General features: G+C 43.4%; 18 protein-coding genes. 9 read left to right on the top strand and 9 right to left on the bottom strand.

Going from position 1 to position 22,652, the window contains the following annotated elements; translation table 11 throughout:
• Together RXV91_RS11430 and RXV91_RS11425 are read right to left on the bottom strand one after the other, a co-directional pair.
• The coding region (locus RXV91_RS11430) for an Ig-like domain-containing protein (protein WP_316439952.1) at positions 1–1,145 on the bottom strand (1,145 nt) is incomplete at its 3' end.
• Between the two features lie 203 nt (positions 1,146–1,348).
• Positions 1,349–2,092, bottom strand: coding sequence for an alpha/beta hydrolase (locus RXV91_RS11425; protein ID WP_316439951.1), 744 nt, complete (start codon positions 2,090–2,092; stop codon positions 1,349–1,351).
• Between the two features lie 296 nt (positions 2,093–2,388).
• Between RXV91_RS11425 and RXV91_RS11420 the strand changes: the two genes are divergently transcribed.
• A complete protein-coding gene (locus RXV91_RS11420; RefSeq protein ID WP_316439950.1) occupies positions 2,389–3,384 on the top strand; it encodes an NAD(P)/FAD-dependent oxidoreductase in 996 nt (331 codons plus the stop codon).
• A 168-nt stretch (positions 3,385–3,552) separates the two neighbouring features.
• On the opposite strand, the gene RXV91_RS11415 is transcribed toward RXV91_RS11420, so the two are convergent.
• Entirely contained in the window at positions 3,553–5,346 is a 1,794-nt protein-coding gene (locus RXV91_RS11415) for a glycerophosphodiester phosphodiesterase (RefSeq protein ID WP_316439949.1), read from the bottom strand.
• Between the two features lie 537 nt (positions 5,347–5,883).
• A complete protein-coding gene (locus RXV91_RS11410; RefSeq protein ID WP_316439948.1) occupies positions 5,884–8,034 on the bottom strand; it encodes an LTA synthase family protein in 2,151 nt (716 codons plus the stop codon).
• Between the two features lie 191 nt (positions 8,035–8,225).
• On the opposite strand from RXV91_RS11410, the gene RXV91_RS11405 reads away from it, so the two are divergent.
• Positions 8,226–8,678 carry a GNAT family N-acetyltransferase gene (locus RXV91_RS11405; RefSeq protein ID WP_316439960.1) on the top strand — a complete coding sequence of 151 codons (453 nt, stop codon included), beginning with the start codon at positions 8,226–8,228 and terminating at the stop codon, positions 8,676–8,678.
• A gap of 274 nt (positions 8,679–8,952) precedes the next feature.
• Positions 8,953–11,058, top strand: coding sequence for a SpaA isopeptide-forming pilin-related protein (locus tag RXV91_RS11400; RefSeq protein ID WP_316439947.1), 2,106 nt, complete (start codon positions 8,953–8,955; stop codon positions 11,056–11,058).
• A gap of 271 nt (positions 11,059–11,329) precedes the next feature.
• Here RXV91_RS11400 and RXV91_RS11395 read toward each other — a convergent pair whose 3' ends face one another.
• Positions 11,330–13,999 carry an MMPL family transporter gene (locus tag RXV91_RS11395; protein ID WP_316439946.1) on the bottom strand — a complete coding sequence of 890 codons (2,670 nt, stop codon included), beginning with the start codon at positions 13,997–13,999 and terminating at the stop codon, positions 11,330–11,332.
• A 153-nt stretch (positions 14,000–14,152) separates the two neighbouring features.
• On the opposite strand from RXV91_RS11395, the gene RXV91_RS11390 reads away from it, so the two are divergent.
• Together RXV91_RS11390 and RXV91_RS11385 are read left to right on the top strand one after the other, a co-directional pair.
• Positions 14,153–14,782, top strand: coding sequence for a TMEM175 family protein (locus tag RXV91_RS11390; protein WP_316439959.1), 630 nt, complete (start codon positions 14,153–14,155; stop codon positions 14,780–14,782).
• Positions 14,782–15,000, top strand: a complete 219-nt coding sequence (locus RXV91_RS11385) for a hypothetical protein (protein ID WP_316439945.1) — start codon at positions 14,782–14,784, stop codon at positions 14,998–15,000. The genes RXV91_RS11390 and RXV91_RS11385 overlap by 1 nt, the downstream gene beginning before the upstream one ends.
• A gap of 147 nt (positions 15,001–15,147) precedes the next feature.
• Here RXV91_RS11385 and RXV91_RS11380 read toward each other — a convergent pair whose 3' ends face one another.
• On the bottom strand, positions 15,148–16,101 hold the full coding sequence (locus RXV91_RS11380; RefSeq protein WP_316439944.1) for a linear amide C-N hydrolase: 954 nt from the start codon (positions 16,099–16,101) through the stop codon (positions 15,148–15,150).
• A gap of 240 nt (positions 16,102–16,341) precedes the next feature.
• Between RXV91_RS11380 and RXV91_RS11375 the strand changes: the two genes are divergently transcribed.
• From RXV91_RS11375 to RXV91_RS11360, 4 genes are all read left to right on the top strand, one after another.
• Positions 16,342–17,403 (top strand): aspartate-semialdehyde dehydrogenase, encoded by a 1,062-nt coding sequence (locus tag RXV91_RS11375; protein WP_316439943.1) that lies wholly within the window; start codon positions 16,342–16,344, stop codon positions 17,401–17,403.
• 312 nt (positions 17,404–17,715) lie between these two features.
• Entirely contained in the window at positions 17,716–18,219 is a 504-nt protein-coding gene (locus RXV91_RS11370) for a hypothetical protein (RefSeq protein WP_021732720.1), read from the top strand.
• Between the two features lie 44 nt (positions 18,220–18,263).
• Complete coding sequence (locus RXV91_RS11365) at positions 18,264–19,091, top strand: SDR family NAD(P)-dependent oxidoreductase (protein WP_316439942.1); 828 nt, start codon at positions 18,264–18,266, stop codon at positions 19,089–19,091.
• A 45-nt stretch (positions 19,092–19,136) separates the two neighbouring features.
• On the top strand, positions 19,137–19,646 hold the full coding sequence (locus RXV91_RS11360; RefSeq protein ID WP_316439941.1) for a MerR family transcriptional regulator: 510 nt from the start codon (positions 19,137–19,139) through the stop codon (positions 19,644–19,646).
• A gap of 265 nt (positions 19,647–19,911) precedes the next feature.
• Here RXV91_RS11360 and RXV91_RS11355 read toward each other — a convergent pair whose 3' ends face one another.
• The 3 genes from RXV91_RS11355 to RXV91_RS11345 all read right to left on the bottom strand — a co-directional run bounded on the left by RXV91_RS11355 (position 19,912) and on the right by RXV91_RS11345 (position 22,429).
• Positions 19,912–20,259 carry a DUF1801 domain-containing protein gene (locus tag RXV91_RS11355; RefSeq protein ID WP_316439940.1) on the bottom strand — a complete coding sequence of 116 codons (348 nt, stop codon included), beginning with the start codon at positions 20,257–20,259 and terminating at the stop codon, positions 19,912–19,914.
• A gap of 14 nt (positions 20,260–20,273) precedes the next feature.
• Positions 20,274–21,182, bottom strand: coding sequence for a magnesium transporter CorA family protein (locus RXV91_RS11350; RefSeq protein ID WP_316439939.1), 909 nt, complete (start codon positions 21,180–21,182; stop codon positions 20,274–20,276).
• An 83-nt stretch (positions 21,183–21,265) separates the two neighbouring features.
• Positions 21,266–22,429: a VanZ family protein gene (locus RXV91_RS11345; RefSeq protein ID WP_316439938.1), complete on the bottom strand. Its 1,164-nt coding sequence runs from the start codon at positions 22,427–22,429 to the stop codon at positions 21,266–21,268.
• Between the last annotated feature and the right edge of the window lie 223 nt (positions 22,430–22,652).

Here is a 22,652-nt window from a genome sequence, read left to right as displayed (position 1 = left end):
TGTTCCGGTTCAGGGTGGCTTGGTTGTTCTGGTGTCGTGGTACTAGGCTGTTCCGGTTCAGGGTGACTTGGTTGTTCCGGTATCGTGGTACTAGGCTGTTCCGGTTCAGGGTGACTTGGTTGTTCCGGTATCGTGGTACTAGGCTGTTCTGGTTCAGGGTGACTTGGTTGTTCCGGTATCGTGGTACTAGGCTGTTCTGGTTCAGGGTGACTTGGTTGTTCTGGCTCAGTCACATTCGGTGTTTCGTCTTCATCTGGATTTTCCGGATTAGTAACACTGGGCGTTTCTGGGGCAGTTGTTTCGGGCCTGCTGATGTTAGCTGTCGCCGACCCCTGGTTGTTGTTTTTATCAGTATAATCAACATTGTTCGTAAAGGTAGTTGTATCAGCTGAGTGACTAATTTCTGTCTTGTAGGTCAGCGTCAGTGATGACGTATAAGTTCCAGTGGCACTGAAACTGAGTTGATTGCTGGTTGCGGTGGTGATGACAGGAATTGAATTTCCATTTGCATCATGTAGAACTGCACTACCAGTAACAAAAGTTTGACCAATACCTAGTGTATCCGCGAAAGTTGGGTCAACTAATTGATTGCCATTTGATGAAACGTGTACTGTCCAGTTGATGTGAGAAGGATCAGCTTCATTTTCCCATGCCGCATATTTTGTCAGTGAAATGGGTACTTGATTTCCGGGGTGACTTGGCATGGTTCCCTTAACGTCTAAGTTAACGTATCCAGAACGGTTGGTTGAATATTGGTATACTTTGTTGAAAGTAACGATTCCAGTATGTGAACCTGCCGCAATAAAGAAATTACCGATGGTACCCGCAATTGTTCCAATCATTGGAAAAGCTTCGTTGGTTGGAATTTGTACATTTTCTGGTACGTGGAAGGTCATGGTGTCGCCAGCCGTGATCTTAACACTATTTGGAATCCGCCATTTATAGTTAACCGTATAATTATCATTTTCTGGTAATTGCGCTTCATGAGAAATGACATTACCCTTACTATCTTTGATAACTACACTATTGACATCATTTCCAGTTGCTTCAATAACGTCACGTGCTTGACTGATTATTGGAGGGGCCAACATTAATAAAAGAAAACCTGTAAGTACTAATAAGAACAATTGCCATCTGTTATGCATGGCAAACACCTCCTAATATGAATTGTCCATAGGTTACCATTATTATACAAATTAATTGTGCACGAAGGTTTTGTTTGATAAGTGACCTAACCCTAGTTGGAAAGGTCAGATATAGTCATAAAAAAACGTCCGATTCACGCTAATTAATGTTGAATCGGACGTATAAATAAGATTTTCTTAGTCATTTGGTACTATGCAAATGCTTAGTTAGTCGTTGAGCCGTATAGGAATTGCATAATAAGTAAGTCAACTTGTGGGTTGATGTGAAGCATGGAATGAGCAGCGGTTAGAGGGCTGCCTTGAATGACACGGGTTTGTGGTTGCCAACCGGCTATCTGTAATTGACGACTGAATTTTAAAACATCCTTCAAATTGACCCCACCATCGCCAGTAGTATGCCAGATTTTTCCGCCAATATTTAAAATGGAAATTTGCGTTGGTAGTTGTTTTAAGACTTGTTGGGTGAGCCCCGGATAAGTTGAACCAATTGTAACGAACTTGTTGATTTTAGCGGGATGTTTGATGTCAGCTGTGAGGTAGTCGAAAATAATGTTGCCACCGGAAGAGTGACCAACTGCGTTATAGCGTTTCACATGATACCGATCAGCTAGGACGGTAATGACAGTTGCAAATTGGCGTGCTTGGCGTTTGGCATGGTGATTATCTGCAAAAATGACCTGAATTGTCGGGTTAGTTGTAAATGGCGCAAATTGTTTTACGCTGACATGTCCAGTTTGACTGACGTGAACGACGAGTCCCTTTTTCATTAGGTGGGCAGTTGTCAGTCGATGGACAAAACCATTGGTGGAGAATGCTCGGGCATAATCACCGCCGACAAAAATTGTTGGCACTGTAGTTTGGTTGACCCGCATTTTCTTCAATGGGGTGAGACGCCGTTGCCAATAAGTCCCTAAGCTGATAATTAGTGTGGCACTGATGATTGCCATGATTTTAATAAGCTTACTGTGTCGCATATCTCACCATCTCGCTTTCAATTCCTATTATAGGCCGTTTATTATGAATTGTGATGATAAAAATACAGGGATTAAGGCAAGTATTAAATGCCGTCGTATGAGGACCTTTTATAAGCTCATTTACGTGTCTTATTTTTAGTTTGTGAGTTGATTAGTTGAGTCGTTTAAAGGACGGTCTTACCCAAATAAATAAATTTGTTTTTGCAAACCCTCACAGAATCTACTAGAATTAGAAGCAACAAATCTACATACAAGAGAGCTGGGAAACGATGAGTTCAGATTACGATTTAACAATTATTGGTGGTGGCCCGGTTGGTATGTTTGCGGCCTTTTATGCTGGCATGCGGAACGCCCGCGTTCAATTATTAGAAAGTCTGCCCGAACTAGGTGGGCAGGTGCAAGCGTTATACCCTGAAAAGATGATTCACGATGTTGCTGGTTATCCGGCAATTAAGGGGCGCGAGTTGGTTGCACAATTGGCCAAACAACTGGACCAATTCCCCATCGATGTGCGGTTGGCTTCTCCAGTAACGGATGTGACGGGGGCCATGGGTGACTTTACTATTACAACTATTAATGGTCAAGAATCCCATACCAAAGCCATCATCGTTGCCACCGGGAGTGGGGCCTTTGAACCACGCCGTCTGGCAGTAGACAATGCAGCTACTTTTGAAAACACGCAATTATTTTACCATATTCCAAGTGTTGAGCGTTTCAGAGACCAGACTGTTTTGGTTGCTGGGGGTGGTGATTCAGCGATTGATATGGCTTTGATGCTAGAACCGGTGGCTAAGCAGGTATATATTATGCATCGTCGTGATCGTTTTCGGGGCATGGAACATAATGTTGACTTACTGAAGGCCTCATCGGTGAAAATCAAAACGCCATTCCTGATTAAACAACTCGATGAGTTGACTAGTGGTCAATTACAATTGACCATGAAAGAAGTTCGCGGAACAGCTGAGGAGACCTTAGCCGTTAATGATTTGATCGTGAACTATGGATTTATTGCAGATAACAAAGTGATTCGCAATTGGCATGTGACGCCAACCATGGAACATCGGCTCATTACAGTTGATACCCAGATGAACACAGATGTTCCCGGGATTGCAGCAATTGGTGATACGGTTACTTATCCTGGTAAGTTGGGGTTAATTGCGAGTGGCTTTGGCGAGGCACCAAATGCTGTTAATCAGCTGATGATGATGTTATATCCTGAACGTCGTAGTCCGTTACACAGTACGACTTTGTTTGAAAAAATGTAGCACACGCATAATTTATGAATAAAAATAGTCGCTACCGGTTGTCAGTTTTTACTGATTATTGGTAGCGGCTATTTTGATAACGACGATGGTCAACAAGCAATCAAGGTAGTTTAATCAGTTATTATTAACCAAAATATATGCTATGAATGTGCTAGTAGCAGAAATAGCTTATTCATTGCTGGTCAAGCTTAACTCATTCATGAATGTTAACAGTAACTTGGCATAGCTAGGGTGGTCAGTGTTACTCTTAGCCTCTTGTTGCATTTCTGTTAAGTTGTCGGTAATGACTCCTGTCACACCCATGAACATCATTCGATCCATTTGGTCTGTGTCATCAATATCCCACGCGTAGACTGATTTGTGATACCGATCGGCTTTATCGACGAATTGGTCATTAAGCGTTGTAACCTCCATGGTATATCCGTTGGCATCCGTATGTGGGAAGGTCAGGTTATAGGGTAAAATGTAGCTGACAAATTGTTGCCGGTCAAGTCGTTTTAAATCTCGCATAATCTTGTAGCTAAGTGTGTGTACTTGGTCGTGATGTGTGATCAGGATCGAACCGTATCGGTGGATAAAGCGTTTGGTATCAGCGCGGGTGTAGGCGCGACTCGTTTTAATTTCTACCAATAATTTTTGATGATGCTTATCAGCTGCCTTCAAGTAGGCGTCAAAACTCGGAATCTTGGCCTGATAGCCATTCTCGCGGACAGTAATTTTTTCTAACTGTTTCAAGGTCAATTGTGCAGGTTTCTTGTTGATACCTGCCAGTGCTTTGAGGGTCGGGTCATGCATGACGACAAATTGGTGATCCTTCGTGATTTGGATATCCATTTCGACGTAATCAGGCCGTGCCTTACTGGTTTTGATGAGGGCCGGTATCGTATTTTGCACACCATTGCCGTCGTCAACGCCGCGATGAGAAATAATAATGGGTTTTGTAATCACAAGCCCGTTCAAGTAAACAAGATTTACCGCTACTAATAAACTAGTTGCAAGTATAATTCCAACGGCAACGCTAGCTCGAGTCCACCGTTTTAGCCGAGGCGCTTCGTTAAAGTGTTGCGGTATTTGCCGAAGTAGGGTGAAGTCTTGCCGGTAACAGGCGATGATGAGCATCATAAAGACGGCGGTCGTGTAGCAGATAATAATTTCTGTAATGGCCTCCATAATGAATAAGTTGACTGTTGCGGCAGCCATTGCAATGCCAGTCTTATCGAATTCTAACTGAGAAATATAAATTAAAGTATAAATCAACGTTACAGTGACAAAAATCATGAATAAGATTACTAGCATTGTCCACAAGTACCGGAGTGTTCGATGCTTGGTGTGGTGCCAACTACGAGTCATGGCGGTTTTCCATGGCAAGTGATCAATAATCATCAGTGGCAATAAGCTGATTAAGCGAATGCCTAGATAACCAGCGATTAAATAGAAACATGCCAATCCGAGTGCCATCCACGGGTTCTCAAGCAAGTAATTGACGATAAAGGCTGGAATCTGGGCTTTGTTTAGAAGCGGGGTGGTAAAAATAAAGCTTCCAAAAGGCAAGATAACAATGAAGTAGCCAATAAAAAATAAGAATGTACTTGGCGAAGTTAGTGTCAAACTTGTGATGGTCGTTCGCAAAACGGACTGAATCCTTTGCGGACGACCCCTAAAGATATTAATAATTCCTAGCAGTAAGAAAGCAAATTGCCAATAAACCAATATAATAATTGCTAATAAAATAGCTAACATACCTAATGCTGCAATTGGTTCGTGAACAATAATACTGCCGATATTTGTATATGAAACGTAGCTCACACCTTGCCATTTCAGCAATATTTCGAGTACCCAATTGAAAAATGGAACTGCCAGATAGCTAATGACCAAATTGGTGCTGAAAATTAGCGCAATGTAACTACCCCAGTTTTTATAAAAGCGGCGGGTACTATCCCACCAGAAACGCCAAGCGCCCATGCGTATTGTCCCCCTTCACGTGATCGAGCACATCACGTGTTAAAAATAATCATACTGACTGCCCGGCCAATCCCCAAGTAGTCAGCGTGTATAATTAATTTTATTCTATCATGAAATGCATCAGTGTAGACGGACGGTTTAAAATGCCTCAGTAAAATGAAACCGACTGAGTTACTATGATACGCGTTATACTAATTAATTTGTCATGAATCATGATTAAAACGTACTAGTTCTATGATTAAAAACGACTATCTGAAGCTTACTGGGAAGGTAAAGGCTGTTGATCAGAAATAATATATCCTAGTCGGCAAGCTATCTTTTGTCAATTAATAGACCAATTCCCCAAATTTATACGCTTACTGATTAAAATCTTTAGACACATGGATGAATGTGATACTCGTAAGTATTCTAGTATGAAATTTGAATCGAAACTGGTCATAAAAAAGCCCCTAAGGTTGATTAATCAGCCTTGGGGGCTCGGTTTCATATATATTAGAAAATTTAACTTGAATTTTGCGCTGAGGGACTTAATCCAAGTTACTTAGAACTGCTGGAACTAGTCGTGCTGTCAGTATCGTCTGGATTGGTAATCTTGATTCGAGTTGAATCCGTCTTCTTATGTGATGCTTCTGGTGCATCCGTCTTATACAGGTCAACAGTTGACTTGTTACCATTCTTGGAGTACAAGTTGGTTGACTTACCGGCCAACTTGTTTTGAATTTCGATTTCTTTTTCAAGGCCATCGGCGTAGTTATACTGAGACGCGTCGACTTTCTTGAAGTCCTTTGGCGTATAGAAGCGTAATAGGTTTTTATTATTGAGTGAGTCGGAGAGACTTAATGCTTTGTCCACCTTTTTCTGATCTTTGTCGACCAACTTCTGAACACTTTCATCATCTTCAATTTGTTGGCCAGTGGCATTATCAAAAATTTTGCCACTCAGGACAGTATACTTCGGCGTTACGAAATCACGATTTCGGAAGGCAACCGTAGTGTCATGTTGTTTGGAGAACAGGTCGGTGCCAAACTGGATATAGCGTTTACTTGAGATTCCGAGAAGATGCAAAATTGTTGGCAAGACGTCGATTTCACCACCATAAGTCGATTCAACTTTACCGCTTTTAATACCAGGAATATTAATCATAAATGGCACGCGTTGCAGTTGGGCACTGTCAAACGAAGTCCAGTTGTCCGCTGACTTGCCGAGAATCGGTGCTAGAGTCGAATTTTCACTATTAGAAAGGCCATAGTGGTCGCCATACAAAACGATCATTGAATTCTTAAGCAAGCCCGCCTTTTTTAGATAGGCATAAAATTCTTTGATCGATTGATCTAGATAATGGGCGGTCTGGAAATAGCCGTTAATCGCTGAATCGCTAGTATCAGTCGTCTTGAAGGTCGTATCTTCACTGTCCAGTGAGAACGGAAAGTGGTTCGTGACAGTGATGTATTTGACATAGAATGGTTGCTGGAGACGTTCAAGATATTTAACGGAGTCCTTAAAGAGTAACTTGTCTTTCAAACCATAACCCGTGGATTTGTCACCCGTGGTATCAAAATAACTAGCATCAAAGAAATATTGATATCCCATATTTTTGTAAGTGTTGTTCCGGTTCCAGAAACTAGCGACATTTCCGTGGAAGACTGCGGATGAGTAGTTAGCTCGTTGATTTAAAATTGCGGGTGCTGCTTGAAACGTATTATCTGAGCCTAATTGCGAGAATAGTGAACCAGTTGAAAGGCCGTAAGTACTTGTTTCAAGCATGTTTTCAGCATCGGAAGTCTTCCCCTGGCCGACTTCATGAAAGAAGTTCTTAAAGCTGTATGTCGATTGGCTGGCATACAGCTTATTTAGGAATGGCGTCACTTCTTTACCATTGATTTTTTGACCAATTAAAAACTGTTGGAAACTTTCCAGATGAATTACAATCACATTACGGCCCTTTGCGATACCATACATTTTAGCATTTGGAGCGGCGTAGTGTTTTTCCGTGTAATCTTTGACGGTGTCCAGTTCGGATTTCTTTGCACTGGCCCGTTGATGATTCGTTTGTTCATCCTTAATGCCATCATAAACTGTAAAGGCATCCAGACCGAGATATTTAACGATATAGGTGCGGTCAAATGTTCTGGTCAGAAGCTGAGGACGATTGGACTCGGCTAATGTGAGATTGAGTCCAAAACCTGCAATTGCTGCTGACGTGTACGCAAAAGCAGTGTGCTTTTTAATGGGCCGTGTATCTTGTTGAATGCGATGGAGAATCACTAAGATAAGGATAATGACAATATCCGCCCAATAAAGAATATCGCCCCAATTGGCTAAGGCCAATGAAGAACCAGTTAATCCTTGACTGACCTTGGAGACCCCAGTAATTGTACTCACGGTCATGAAATCAGTGAACTCACGGTGATAGATGACATTGGCGTAAAGTAAAATGGTGTCCAATGCATCAATGAATAGCAAAATATAATAGTATACACCAGTTTTACGAATGTAGAATGCCAAACTAAACAGGAAGGCCGTCGTTGCAATGGGATTAACAAGCATTAAAAAGGCCTGCAAAGGGTCTGCAACGCCGAGCGCAAATTCGGTTAAGTAGGCGTAAACTGTTTTGGCCCAGAATAGAAAGACTAACAGCCAAAAGAATCCAATTCGTGTATTAACGTATTGGCGAAATTTGGTAAACATCGATAAAGACCTCATTTTTAACAAATTTGGATATGACTCGATAAACAGTCATCAAGTCATTTTACCATAACATTTAGGGCCGTAATCGCTAACAATTTTAAGAATGCGTTAATTTCAGTGAGTCATAATTTGACGATAATGTGGCATACGCGTATTGTCAAAGGTATTTGAAAAGAAAAGTAGGCGATAATATGGAAATCAAGATGAGCAATCAGACTGATTCGGATGTCTATGCTGATGCGATTGCAATTCGACGGGCCGTATTTGTTAAGGAACAGCATATTGATGAAGCGTTGGAAATTGATACAGTTACCCCGGCAACTTGGCACTATGTGGGCTATGATGAACAAGAAAAGGCCGTTGCTACGGCACGAGTTACCCCCAGCGACGCAATAACTGGGCATATTCAACGAGTAGCAACGTTAAAATCCGCTCGTGGGCACGGTTATGCGCGCCAATTACTGACCAAAATTGCGCAGGACGCTACCAAGTGGGGTTGGCAACAGCTGACTTTGGGCGCACAAGTGACGGCCCAGAGTTTCTATGAACAATTAGGCTATCAACCAACTGGTGCGCCATTTATGGAAGCCGGCTTGTGCCACCAGACAATGACCAAAGTATTGACAAAACCTTCCAAAGATTAAAGAAGACTGTTAAATGATTAAGAAAGCACGGTAATATGATCTTGATGAGATCATATTACCGTGCTTTTTTCACAGTCGTTTGTGGTTGGTTAGCGGTTTGTTTGATTAGTTGGCGAATAAAAGTTATTGTTCGTCAGTAACTAATGAGTTGCGGTATTGTACATATAGAACCGATCAGCAAAATGTACTGATTGGTGCTCAGTTAGACGTCAGGTGATGGTCGGACTGATAGTATAGATAGGTCGTGTGGCTTTTTTGAATGGGGGAGGAACATATGCGAAAAAAGCGAGTTGGGTTTTTATTAAGTGTTTTGATGGTGATATTAACTTTATTTGTGTTGGGCAGTACAGTACACGCCAAAGAAATCAATGTGACTGGTCTCGATGTTGGTAGCGCCAAAATCTATGACTCAAGTGGGCAACTGATGCCTCCTTCCAGTTCTCTAAGTACAAACAAGGGGTATCAAGTGCGGTATGAGTGGCAGATTCCTGATTCTGAGGTCATCAATGCTGGTGACACAGCTACGGTTGAAATACCAACTAGTGTGATGCTTCAAGGCGATCTCACTTTCCCAGTTTTGGGGCCAACTGGCGAGACGCTCGGAACATTTACGTATAAGAAAGGTGACGCGACTGGAACGATTACTTTTAATGAAGCGTTAGGCAGTCTAAAGAATCGTGAAGGCACGTTGACTTTGAATGCGAATGGTAATGCTACTGTACAGGAGGGTGAACGTAATATTACCAAAGATGGACTGGTTTTAACATCGGATGCGAACGGGACACCAACCACGCTGTTCTGGCATATGACTGTCACACCTGGCAATGACCCTACCGTTATTGTGACTGATACATTGGGACCAAACCAGACCTTCTTGCCGGATAGCGTTCAGGCATATATGCTCACAACTGTGAATGGCACCCTGATGCCGGGTCAGCCACTTACACCAACAGTTGCTGTTAACGGTAATGTGGTCACGTTCTCATTTACGAACGTGACTGGTAAGATGGCGATTTCTTACAAAACTCAAGTAACTAATGCTGTTTCAAATGGGTATAACGTTTGGCATAATACGGCTTCCTTGAATGGTTTAGACGTGGCTGCCGATGCTGATATTGCAGCCGGAGGAAGTGGTACTGCCACGCAAACGTATAGTGTACAGTTAACTAAGCATGACGCCGAGACCAAAGCTGTCCTTGCTGGCGCAATTTATGAGTTACAAGATAGTACTGGCAAAGTATTACAGTCAGGGCTAACAACGGATGTGAACGGTCAAATAACAGTCAAAGATTTGGCAGGTGGCACCTACCAATTTGTTGAAACGCGGGCTCCAGCTGGGTATGAATTAAATCCTAATCCTGTGACTTTCACATTAGGTGGCGCCAAAACTGTGATTTCTTTGAAAGTCAGTCAAGATGACCAGAAGACACCAGTCTTACCAGCGACTGGTGATGTTACGTTGACGAAGACGGATGCAACAACGAAGAAAGCTCTAGCTGGCGCTATCTATGAATTGCGCGATGCGAACGGCAAAGTCTTACAGTCGAATCTGAAGACGGATGCAACTGGCCAGTTAACGGTGACAGGATTAACGGTAGGTGATTACCAGTTTATTGAAACGATGGCACCGACAGGATATCAGTTAAATGCAACACCATTGCCGTTTATGATCAAAGCAGGTCAGACTGCGGCAGTGACTGTTTCTGCGACTGATGTGCCGGTAACTAATCCAAGTCAGCCGGGTGAGCCAGGAACGACAGAACCAGGAAAACCGGGTGAGCCAGGAACGACAGAACCAGGAAAACCGGGTGAGCCAGGAACGACAGAACCAGGAAAACCGGGTGAACCAGGAACGACAGAGCCAGGAAAACCGGGTGAGCCAGGAACGACAGAGCCAGGCAAACCGGGTGAACCAGGAACGACAGAACCAGGCAAACCGGGTGAACCAGGAACGCCAAGCGAACCCGGAACAAACGAACCAAGTTACCCCGGGACTACTGATCCTGGTCGGCCTGGTATAACTGGGCCAAGTAATCCGAGTCAACCGGGCACAACTGAACCAAGCACGCCGGATCAATCGGATGGGTCGCCAGCGGCTAATGCTAGTCAAGCGCGCACAACGGCACCAAATTTATCAGGTGACGGTGCCCAATTTGCAAGCAATTCAGGTATGACCACGTCAAATGGTTCAGGAACACCAGCTTCTGGCACTAGTTTAAGTGGCACGAACACGGATACCAATGGGTCTGGTGCAGACCACAGTGGAACACTACCACAAACATCTGAAACGCCGACTACATTATTACTGATGCTCATGGGTTTGATCGGGTTGTTATTTGTTAGTACCGGTGTTGTCTATCTTCGGCATCGGCATAATTAAAATTAATCAATTTACTGACAGATTGAAGAATTGATAAGCTTCAAAAAAAGAACGCCAGCTAGCCGGCGTTCTTTTTGTTCACCCAAAGGCGGAGCTACTTTGGGTCTTGCCGAGTAATATGGACAGGGGTTTCAAATTGAAGATATTCTTGCTGTTGGTATTAAAAGACCGCTTTAAGCGTATACCTCAAACCTGGTCTACTTATAACGGCTGTTTAGAAACTTGAAAATTAGAAGATTGAGTAATTGTAATAAACGTGACGGTTGTGCTTTCATGATGTGCGGCGTTTGACTAGTTGCGACCAACGTGGGAAGTCGATAGTCCAACGAATTAGTCCTGGAAGCGTAGCGGGTACGATCAGATTGCTTAGACTAATCCCAATCAGGCTCATCAGAGCTAAGGCTTTTAAATTTGGTGCAATTGTCAGGCCGAGTGGTAGGAGATAACTACATTCCAACAATGTTATTGGCCATACGATTTGCCCGCAGATATAAAAATGCGTCTGTAAGCGGTGACCATCAAAGTTATGGAACCAGTTCTGTCGATCAACTGTGATAAGCGTGATCATCAACCAGTGGAGGGTTAACAGTACTAAACTGCCGAGGAAAACGGTACTGCTCAAAAGGCCGCTGTGTTGCCACTGGATCATAATCAGCTGCGTCCAGCCCCAGCTGGTAATCATTAATACCACTAAACCAGATGTTAGTAAGGCGCTCAGTAGGAAGGAGCGTAATTCTATCCAGATTAGAATTATTAGTATACCAATAATGCCGACGGTCCACTTTAGGGCGTGCTGATTAACCAATTGATGCCGTACTTGTTGCTGTGCGGTGATACCAGAAGTTGAAATTTTGACAGCTTCTAACGGTGTTGCCAACAGATTGTCGTGAGTAATTGATTCGAGTTGACGCAAAGTCTGGCGACTAGCTGGGGCATCAGGTGCCGATTTGAGAATAACGATCAATTGGGTCATCTTCAAATCGCTACTAACATTTGTAAAAAGACTGTTTTGATAAGCTTGATTGGTGATTGCAGTTGTTGGTAGGTAAAAACTATGACCTACTTGACTTGCTGCCAAACTTTCAAGATAGTCGTGTGTGGTTTTCAGTGAAGTTAACAATGCTTTGAAAGGTTCAGTTGTTTGTTTGAGCGATTCCGTTACAAGCTTGACGTGTTGATTGACATAGCCGGCTTCCGTTGCCACGCTAGTTTGTGCATTGACAACATGATTGAGTGCCGTCGTAGCACGGTTTGTTAGCAGGTCAAGTTTGACCATTTCCCGGCGTAACTGAGCCGTGGTAGTTGACGGGGCAGCTACTTGTGTCAACAGTTTATCGATGCTTTTAAGGCGATCAGCGATTTGATCGTTCAAGTTAGCCAGATCATTGATCCGGTCTGAGAGGTAATCAACTGATTGGGTGTGCTGGCTAGTAGCCGCTTGTTTTAATGTTTCTTGATCAGTAGTAAGTTGACGTTGTAATTGAGCGACACTAGTTTGTTTGCCAATTAGATCAGCATTAATTGCAGCTAGCTGATTGTTGACATAAAAGTTAGTGATGGGCTGACCAGTCGGTCGTGTAACTGAGATAACCTGACTGACATTTGGAACAGCCTGGAGTTTACTTGTCAGTTGATCAATCGTTTGAACAGCACGCTGGTGCGTCAATGCTTGTGTGCTATGAAGTGTGATCGTGATTGGACCAGTTGCGCCGATACCAAAGTGTGCTTGAACGAGTTGTTGTCCTAGTTCAGCATTAGTCAGATGAGTTGGTTGCCAAGGACGTAAATTGTCGTCAGCAAACTGCCGGTTTGCAATCATAAGACCAGGTGTGATCAAAATAGCACTGATTAATAGACCCAAGGCTGGTTGCCAGTAACTAAAGCGGCTTACTTGTCCCCACAGATTGTGTGACCGTGGTTGCCAGGTTTCAGTACCGGGCCAAAAGAGACTGTCACCCAGCCAGCTTACAAAGGCAGCGTTGAGCGTTGGCACGGCTAGTAAGGTAATCATCAGCGCGACTGTGATCGTCCATGCACTAGCTAGCGTGATGAAGGCTGTCCAGTGAGCCATCAAGGTGATTGTTATCAGTGGAATAAGCGTCAAGCTCCATTGCCGAAAATGGATGGCTAGAATTTTGAGTCCAGTGACTTCGGGTATTGTATCAGCGATCGACTGCCAGTAAGTACGCATGAAAGCCCAAGTCAGGATTGGCGTTAATAGCAGACTGACCAAGCCGGCTAACCCGAGCGCATTGGCTGTCAATGGCCAGTGCCACGCCAAATGACTGTTAGCAATAAAACTGATTGTCGTTATTAGGGTGACTGCTTGACAGCCTAAATTCAATAATGGCACTAACAAGGAACGAAAAATCAGTCCGAGAATTAATAGTGTTAAGGTGGTACCAATGAGATAGACTACGATGAGCGTGTGAGCTTGCCTTAGGACATGTTGTTGGTAGAGGAGATCGGAACTAGTCACACTGGTTGTCAAATTGTTGGCGGCAATTGCAGTATTCAATTGGTTTGCGATAATTGGTAAATCGGTACGCGAGACTTGAACAGCTGCCAGTGCTAGTTCGGTTGAACCGTCGTTAGACCGCAATAATTGGCGATCATTGGTCATGCTAGTAGCAGTTCGTAGCTGCACAAGACCATACGTGTCGGCTTTTTGATTGAGTCGGGATAAAATGGTTGAAATTTGATGATGTTGTGTCTTGGTCAGTTGACCATTAGGGTTGTTGAACACTAACGTCAATGAACGGGTATCAGTCAGTCCGTGTCCCCATTGTTGTTGGTATTTAGCACTTGTTCGTTGGTTTTGTGGCATGATTGTTTGCTCACTCACAAATGTTGTGATATTTGGTAAGATCACAATACTTGCTAGCACTACAATCCCCCAGAATAATAAGAATAGCCATTTTGGCTTCAATAATTTTTGCATATGTCTTGACGCCCCCACATCAATTACTTTTAACTACGATAATCTTATCACATCAGGAAAACAATTAATGGTTTTGACGTCAGTTTGAAAAGTTAATTACAGTAATTACTTCAGAGTTATGATATCCTAAAACGCGGTAAGGGGGTGACTGTTATTAAAACAGATCGTTTTCAAGCGTTTAGTGATGGCATATTTGCTATTTTAATTACGATTTTAGTGTTAGAGTTTCATATTCCAGACTATCGACCTGGTCACTTATTGACGGCGCTACTGGCACAGTGGCCTCTAATTCTATCGTATGTATTTTCATACTTTTATGTCGGGACGTTATGGTTATTTCATCATGACTATTTCAATATGCTACAACGAATCGACCGTAATGTGAACATGTTGAATTTATTGATGCTATTTAGTATTACTCTATTAGATTATCCCATGTCACTCGTTGCGGATGCCCTGACTACCGGCAATCGCCAGGACATGCAGACGGCATTTATTGTTTATGACCTGGTCGCCTTATTCATTTCAGCGACTTTTTACATGATGTATGCGTATTTGCATCATCATCAGAATTTGAAAAAGCCTGGCATCTCGATGGCTTTCTATGATGCCATCAAGTTTGATCCCGTGCGTAGTGTGACAATTTACGCGTTGGCAGTCGTGGCCACATTCTGGTCTGTATGGTTAGGCGCAATTTTACTTGCCGGTGGGATTATTTTTCATTTCTTAGCCTACTTACGGATGAGTCGTCAGTTAGAACAGGCGAAGGGAGGTGCTCACTAATGGATTATTCGAGTTTATTGGGTCCTGATCGCTATGATTTAGCGGTGACTTTAGCAAGGCAATATCACCTTGACCCCAGTCAAGTCTTGTTTGGTTACTTACAAGTAGTTAGTCAAGTCACGGGTGGGGCAGATGCCACTCAAGCTGATTTACATGAGCCCCGAGTGCGCGCAGCCATCAATCAGGATTTTGATCGTTTCTTGAAGCAACGCCATTAATTGCATTGAAGCTCTTGTATGAAAATGTAAATGCGTTTGACTAACACAATTGTTACAGTCAAACGCAATCTAAGAGATTTATTATTAAGCGGGCTATATCATTTTGTGTTTTGCTGATGGCCATCAGGGTTGGTCTTCGGCAGGGGGCTAATTCGCCGGAAAAAGATAAGGTGTCTGCCAAGCTTTGACCATTTCTGGTGATAAGGTCAAGCTTTGTTGGTGACCCGTCGTTCGTGGAATGAACTGGTAAGTTCGGGTTTCAAGCTTGATTAAACAGCGATAGTGAGTGTAGTTATGGCTGATGAGGTAGCGACGATCGGCATCGTATGGCAAACTCACTTCTTGTAGCCAGTGAAAGATAGTGGCTGGCGCTTGTTCGGCTGACAGACGGGGCGTCCCAAGTCGCCGAAGTGCCATGTGGATAAAGCGGTCAGTTGGAATTGAACTACTGGGTAGTGGCTTTTTAGCTTGAATCACTTGCTGAGCTGCAAGCCGAGTAGTCGTCGTAATCTGATCACCGGCTAGTCCTAAGTACTTGTTTAGGCGGTGTTGATGGTCGATTAGAATTGGTGTATTAGTTAAAACGCCGGCTGGGTCAGGTTGAGCAGTCAAGGGGCCACCTGTCGGCTCGATAACAACACTCGCATGAGTATCACTGATATACCAATGAAAGGGATAAACCTCACCCGTATCGTCTCCCCAGGAGGCCCCAACAAGATTGACTCGTGGAAGATCGGCAATAACGGCAGCGACTGACTGATGTTCGCCGAGCACCCAGTTGATGAAGGCTTGTGGTGTTAAGTTGAGTTGGTTGAGTCTAGGCTGAGTTACATACGCAACTGCGTGTGGTAAGTAGAGTTCAGCACACACCAAGCCGGCTTCATTAATGCCATCAGCCATCAAACAACTGTTAAAATGCTTAGGCAACCGGCCACCACCGAGAATAGCATATTTTGTCGTTCGGTTAGTAGTTAGTCCGGTTGACCATTGATAGTGACGCGGTAGAAAAATTGGTCGCCAAGGAGTAGTGGTTGGAAAATCCATAGTACGGGCAAAATAATGTTGATTGAGGGTATCGATATAAGTTAAGCTAGTGCACATGTTGTCACCTCCTGCTCAGGTTACATCTAGTATACGCTAAAATGGTGGAACAAAGAGTTGAGGGTAACGTGCAGGAATAAAGATATTCAGGCTATGGTGAACTGTATCAGTGGTCAATACAATTTCAATTAATATAGATATCAATCTAAAAACTGTGCACGTTCGCAAACTCATTATTTTCTAATTTTTACAAACGTGCTATAATGAGGTTTCAATAACTATCAAAGCGAGGTCTTCATAGTGAGTGGATATAACGTCGCGATTGTCGGTGCAACTGGTGCAGTTGGCGCGCGGATGATCAAAATGGTGGAACAGACGAGTTTACCTGTTAACTCAGTTAAGCTTTTGGCATCAAGTCGTTCAGCCGGTAAACAATTACAGTTCAATGGTCAAGCCTTAACTGTTGAAGAGACCGTTCCTGAATCATTCGAAGGAATTGATTTAGCTCTCTTCTCAGCGGGTGGCTCAGTATCTAAGAAATTTGCCCCTGAAGCAGTCAAACGGGGCGCCGTAGTTGTCGACAATACGAGTGCCTTCCGGATGGATCCTAAGATTCCGTTGGTCGTTCCTGAAGTTAACCCTGAAGCATTGAAGCTTCATCATGGAATCGTGGCTAACCCGAACTGCTCAACCATCCAAATGGTCGTCGCTTTGGAACCAGTGCGCAAAGCGTTTGGTTTAAAGCGGGTCATTGTTTCGACTTATCAAGCCGTTGGTGGTGCTGGTAACCGGGCTTTGAAGGAATTGCATGATGAGACGGAAGCCTACTTAAAAGGTGAAGAGATGGAATCCCATATCTTGCCGGTTGCGGGTGATAAGAAGCATTATCCAATTGCCTTTAACGCGTTACCACAAATTGACGTGTTTGAGGAAGATGGCTACACCCATGAAGAATGGAAGATGATCCATGAAACCAAAAAGATTATGTGTGGCGGCGACATGGATAGTAAGGATATCAAAGTAACCGCAACCTGTGTCCGAATTCCGGTGCCGGTGAGCCATTCCGAATCAGTTTACTTTGAAGTTGAAGATCCTAAGGCAACGGTCAAGGGCATTCAAGATGCTTTGGCAGCTGCACCAGGTGTGGTCTTACAAGACGACCCTGATAACCAAATTTATCCGCAAGCCCATAATGCGGAAGGCTCTAAGGACACGTTTGTTGGCCGGGTTCGTCCTGATCAGGAAACACCGCAAGCCTTTCACATGTGGAATGTTTCTGACAACCTCTTAAAGGGTGCTGCTTGGAACTCAGTCCAGATTGCGGAGACCATGGACAAGATGGGCCTATTGCACGTGCAATAAAGCCGATTTGTCAGTGGAAATTTAAAAGCTGATTGCTAGAATATTGATTCTGGCAATCAGCTTTTTGCTATGACTAGCTATTCGAGAGTTAGTTCAAATGTAGTGGTTGAACATACTAAGAGAAGTTCGGTTCGAAAAACTAAGAATTTATTAAGACATAGTCAATGATTGGTCTTTATTCTTGTCCTGGAGTCAGCTCCAGCATATAAGCTAGGGCTATTCAAAGTTAATGAACGGTCAATGAGATGTTCTAATACCAATTTGTTAGTTTGAATAAAATTTTAACGCAAAACAAATATGGAGGACTTACTAATGCAATCAATCAATTGGTCAACTGAATATTTACCAGGTCGTACGGATAATTTTGTTTCGAATGAGGTCATCGCTGAAGGAGTTACGTTAGCGGCTGTTTGGGAGAATCTTGTAGATACAGCTAAATGGACAACGTACTATGACAATGCGGCTAATATCGTATTGGATAATCAGACAAGTTCTAAGTTAAAATTTGCTGAACATTTTCGCTTCGATACGTTTGGCTTTCCAATCGATGCGCAGGTGATGGAATTAGTTGAACCAACCGATGGTAAGACCGCTCGCCTAGCTTGGCATGGTTGGCAAAATGGCGATCAAGATACTCAATTTGATGTTTATCATGCATTTCTAATTGAAAAGTTGGCGGATGGCCGGATTAGATTATTAACACAAGAATCTCAAATTGGTAAGCCAGCTAAGGACTTAGCTTCACAGACCCCCAATCCAATGTTGAATGGGCACCAAAGTTGGTTAGACGGCTTAGTACGCGCAGCTAAGAAATAGTGGCTAAGCAAACTGGTTAGTGAGAATAAAGAGGAGCATACAAAATGGCAAAAACATGGTTAATTACAGGAACTTCGAGTGGCTTTGGTAAGGCATTAGCCACAATCGTCGCGCAGAATAAAGATACGAACTTAGTGGCAGCGGCTCGGCACTTAGATGATTTGGCTTACTTAGATGCTTTTGATGCTAAGCGTATTGAAAAGGTCGTCATTGATGTTACCGATGAGGAACAAATTAAAGCGGGCGTTGCTAAGGCCATTGAGCGTTTTAAAACCATCGATGTTTTGGTCAATAATGCTGGCTTGGGTTATTTTGCAACAATTGAAGAGAGCGACCTGGACCAAGTTCGGTATATGTTCGAGGTCAATGTGATTGGATTAGCGAATATGACCCGGGCCGTGCTCCCTACGATGCGCAGACAACGTTCGGGTGTGATTATTAACTTATCATCGGCATTAGCTCTAACCACTTTACCGACGATGGGGTATTACAGTGCAACCAAGTACGCCGTTGAAGGTTACAGCGATACGTTACGCCAAGAAGTAGCTGATTTAGGTATCCGTGTGATGACGGTTGAACCTAGTGGCGCCCGGACGCAGTGGTCAGGTCGTTCTTCACAAAAGGTCGTGCCGACAATCAAGGATTATGCGGCTTTTAGTGATTCAGTCGCAAGCGTAGCTGATTCTGTAACACAAGCTCCTGGCAATCCAAAACGTATTGCGCAGGTAATGTTTGCACAGGCTAATGCAAGTGAAATTCCAGCACACTTACCACTTGGTAATTTTGCCTATCATGGCGGTTTAGCAAATTTACAAGGATTGGTGACTGAAATCCAATCACGCGAAAATATTTCGTTGTCAACGGATGATTAAACGCGTTAAGGTAATTGGAAAAATAATCCTAAGGAGTGAAACTACATGACTTATTCAATTGGGCAAGTTGCAAACGAGTTAGGTGTATCGATCGATACGATTCGGTACTACGATAAAGCTGGCTTATTACCATTTGTCCAGCGTAATTCGATTGGTCGGCGCGTTTTTACTGACAACGATATCCATCTGATGCGGACAATTGTCTGTCTTAAGAATGCCGGCGTACCGGTTGCAGAAATTGCGACCTTTATTGCGCTCAGACTGAAGGGTGACGCGACATTGACGGATCGTTATCAGCTGTTGAAAAAGCACGAACAAGACTTGCAACAGCAGATTACCGATTTACAAGATACAATGAGTTATTTGAAGTTTAAGGAATGGTATTATCAGACAGCCACAGAAGCTGGTCATGAAAACATTCACTTTGTACCAGGTACGAATGAAGTGCGGCCAGAATTAGATCAAGAGTATGATCAATATTTGAAGACAACTGGCCAGCTGGATGAATTGGCCCGGTTTGCGAATGTGAAAGATTACCGCTTAAGACGCCGTTAACGGTCGTGATAACTAAACGTATGAACAAAAATTGTCTGTATGAGGACAACTTAAGCAGGTGATTTGAGTATCCTTAATAAGTCTAAAAAAGTTAGTTGCATTAAATAGGCATAATAAAAGTTTGACAACCGTTTTTGGCACTCAAGACTAAGCATTTGAAAAGATATACGCAAAGAAATGGCAGGCATTCGCTAATCAAGAATGACTGCCATTTTCGTCGATCTTATTGGGTTAAACCTAACAAGTTGATGGGTTTGGATAAGCATTAAGCAATTAATTGTAAGACTTGTTTAACTAGTTCAGTTGGAACGGGTTGGTTCAACTGAATATTAAGCCGTTTTTGACCAGTCGCGTAGCCAGCCGTTTTAGCAGTGGCGAGCGTCTTATCATCAAGATCGGTCGCAATGCTAAGACTGACGTGAGCCTTATAAGCTGCGATGCTGACGTATTGTTTGCCATATTCATAAAAGGGCAAATTCCACTTGATTTTAGCAGTGAAATCAGGTAATTCAGTCGTGATAAGCTGGTCAAGAGCACGCAAAATTGGTCGTGCCGCTATGGCGGCCTTAGTGATGTAATCATTGGTATCCGTGACTTTGATTCGACTAGGCATTCTTAAGCCTTCCTTTATTTACGAAATGAGTTGCGTCTTAGTAGCCAGATGGTGAGTGCGCATAGGGCAATGGCAATCACGACAGTAATTTCCCAACCGAACGGATTCTTCATGAAGGGCAGGTCGACATTTTGACCGAAAAAACCAAAGACGATGTTGGGCATCGTGAGCACGATCGAGAAGATGGTAAGCACCCACATGGTGTTATTTAGACTGTTGTCCAGAATATTGGAGTACGCATTGGACACCCGGCCGATAATGTCAGAGGCAATGTTGGCCATCTCCAACCCTTGCTGAGCTTCAACGATAATATCATCAAGCCGTTCTAGTTGCGCCGCTGAAAATTTGACAGGAACAAAGCGCTTCAGTGATTGTAGCATGTCATTATTACTTTTCAGTGAGGTTAAAAAATAAACTAACGTGGTTTCCAAATCCATTAGTTGGATGATAACCGACCGTTGAATTTGCTTTTTCATCTTCATTTGAATGTCTTGGCGCTGCTTATTAATTTTGTTGATAGCGGAAAAATATTGGCGCGACAATTTGTACAAGACGTTGAAGATATGGTCGTATGGGTGCAGCACGTCTTCCCAATCCGCATCGATTTCGTCAGCTAACATATTTTCGACAAAGATGGTGTTATCAGTAGTGAATGTCAGGAGCGTGTGGTCGATCAGCATAAAGCTAACTTGTGCCGTGTAGGTTCCTTCGTCATCATCTTCAGTGACCACGTCGAAAATAATCGTGGTGATGGCACTTTTAGCATCATATTCAAGCCGACCACGTTCATGCTGGTCGGTTGCATAACCTAGCATTTCGTCCGTAACATGTTCTTCACTAACGAGTTGGTGATAATCGTTTTCAGTATAATTATTAACAGCGACCCAACGGAAATCGTCGCTTAATTCATGGACTTTTATCATTGTTTTTACTTCCAGCGTTTTGAGATATCTTCAATTTAACATGAGTTGCGGGTCAACGCAAAGGAAGTTTTACTACGACCTAACTAATTGACGGTTGTCCGGCTTAACTTTTCACACCATAATTGGTGGCTACGACTGAATAGGGCCAATAATAAATCATAACTGACTATTAGTAAAATAACTGAGACTAAGACGAGGTAGACGTCGAGGCGGTTAAGCGTAGCACTGGGGACGTTACCGAGCCGGTTGAATAACCATAAGTCTAAGAATAATAGCGGCAGACTGATGAAGTAGAGGCCACCGTAATGAATTAGTAGTTGCCAGAGGTTAGCACGGTTGCCGGTTGTCGTCATGATTTGACTATTGAGCAGGTGGCCGCCAAGCGTCTTACCTTGCCAGCACCAAGCTGGTAATAGGAAGAAGAGGACGATATCGGCTAGGTATAGCCAGCGGAAATCATGTGGTAATGGCCAATTAAAATGTTTGACTAGGACAAAGTAGACGGTATCAAAGGCGGCAATCATCAGCCAATCGGTGGCTAGCGCCCCAATTCGGCGCCAGTTGATCGGGTGGTCATGCCAACTCAGTCGGGTACTGTGGTCACGATTGCGCCACTTGTTGGGAATGAGATGCAGGCACCAAGCACCGACGATGCCACCGAGGGTATTCATCATTAAATCGTCGACATCGAACATGCGATAAGCCCGTGAGTAATATCCGTATAATCCAGTTAACTGAGTGGTCTCGAAGAACAATGAAATTGAGAAGCTCGTCAGGGTGATCAACCAGAGTGGCCAGCGATGACGCCACTTTAAGTAGGCACCAATTGGCATGAATAATAGGATGTTGAAGAAGGGTTGAAAGAAGGTGTCGGATTTGAAGGCGGCTAACCAAGTACTAGGGTCGCCAAGCTCAAATGGCGTGAGTGCTTTCAACTGCAATAAGAAGTAAAAGGGTTGTAAATTATATTCGGTGCTGGTCAGACTGGCTACCGAGGAGCGGGTGGGTAGCGGCAAAATAATCAGTAAATAGGCCGCGGCCAAGTACCAAATGAACGAATAGGTACTAATTAGGTTACGTTCACTCAATGTTTGGCGGGTCCGTAACTGGACAGTCAGGACAATCATGGCTAGCAGTAAGGTCATGATGGGTAAAGCTAAAATAACGATATGCACGGGTTCCAGCAACGTACTGACAATGTGACTGGAAAGTGCGAGTTGATAAAGTTTAGTAATGAGTTCGTGCATGGCTGGTCCCCCCTTTGATGATTGATGCAATTTAACTAATGTTGACTATATCATGGTATAAAGAAATTGTGACGATTAATATAAATAAATAGGTAAATTATTAGACTTTCGGTGCGATACCGCGGTATTCACCATAAGCTCTAACCCTTATTTAGTATTAATCATGATTAAAACGTGCCAACTAGTTAAGTTCAAAAACGGCCAGGTTAGGCCTGCTGGGAAC

The organism is Lactiplantibacillus sp. DA1, assembly GCF_032681335.1.
Lineage (GTDB): Bacteria > Bacillota > Bacilli > Lactobacillales > Lactobacillaceae > Lactiplantibacillus.
This window is presented reverse-complemented; position numbering and strand designations above follow the sequence as displayed.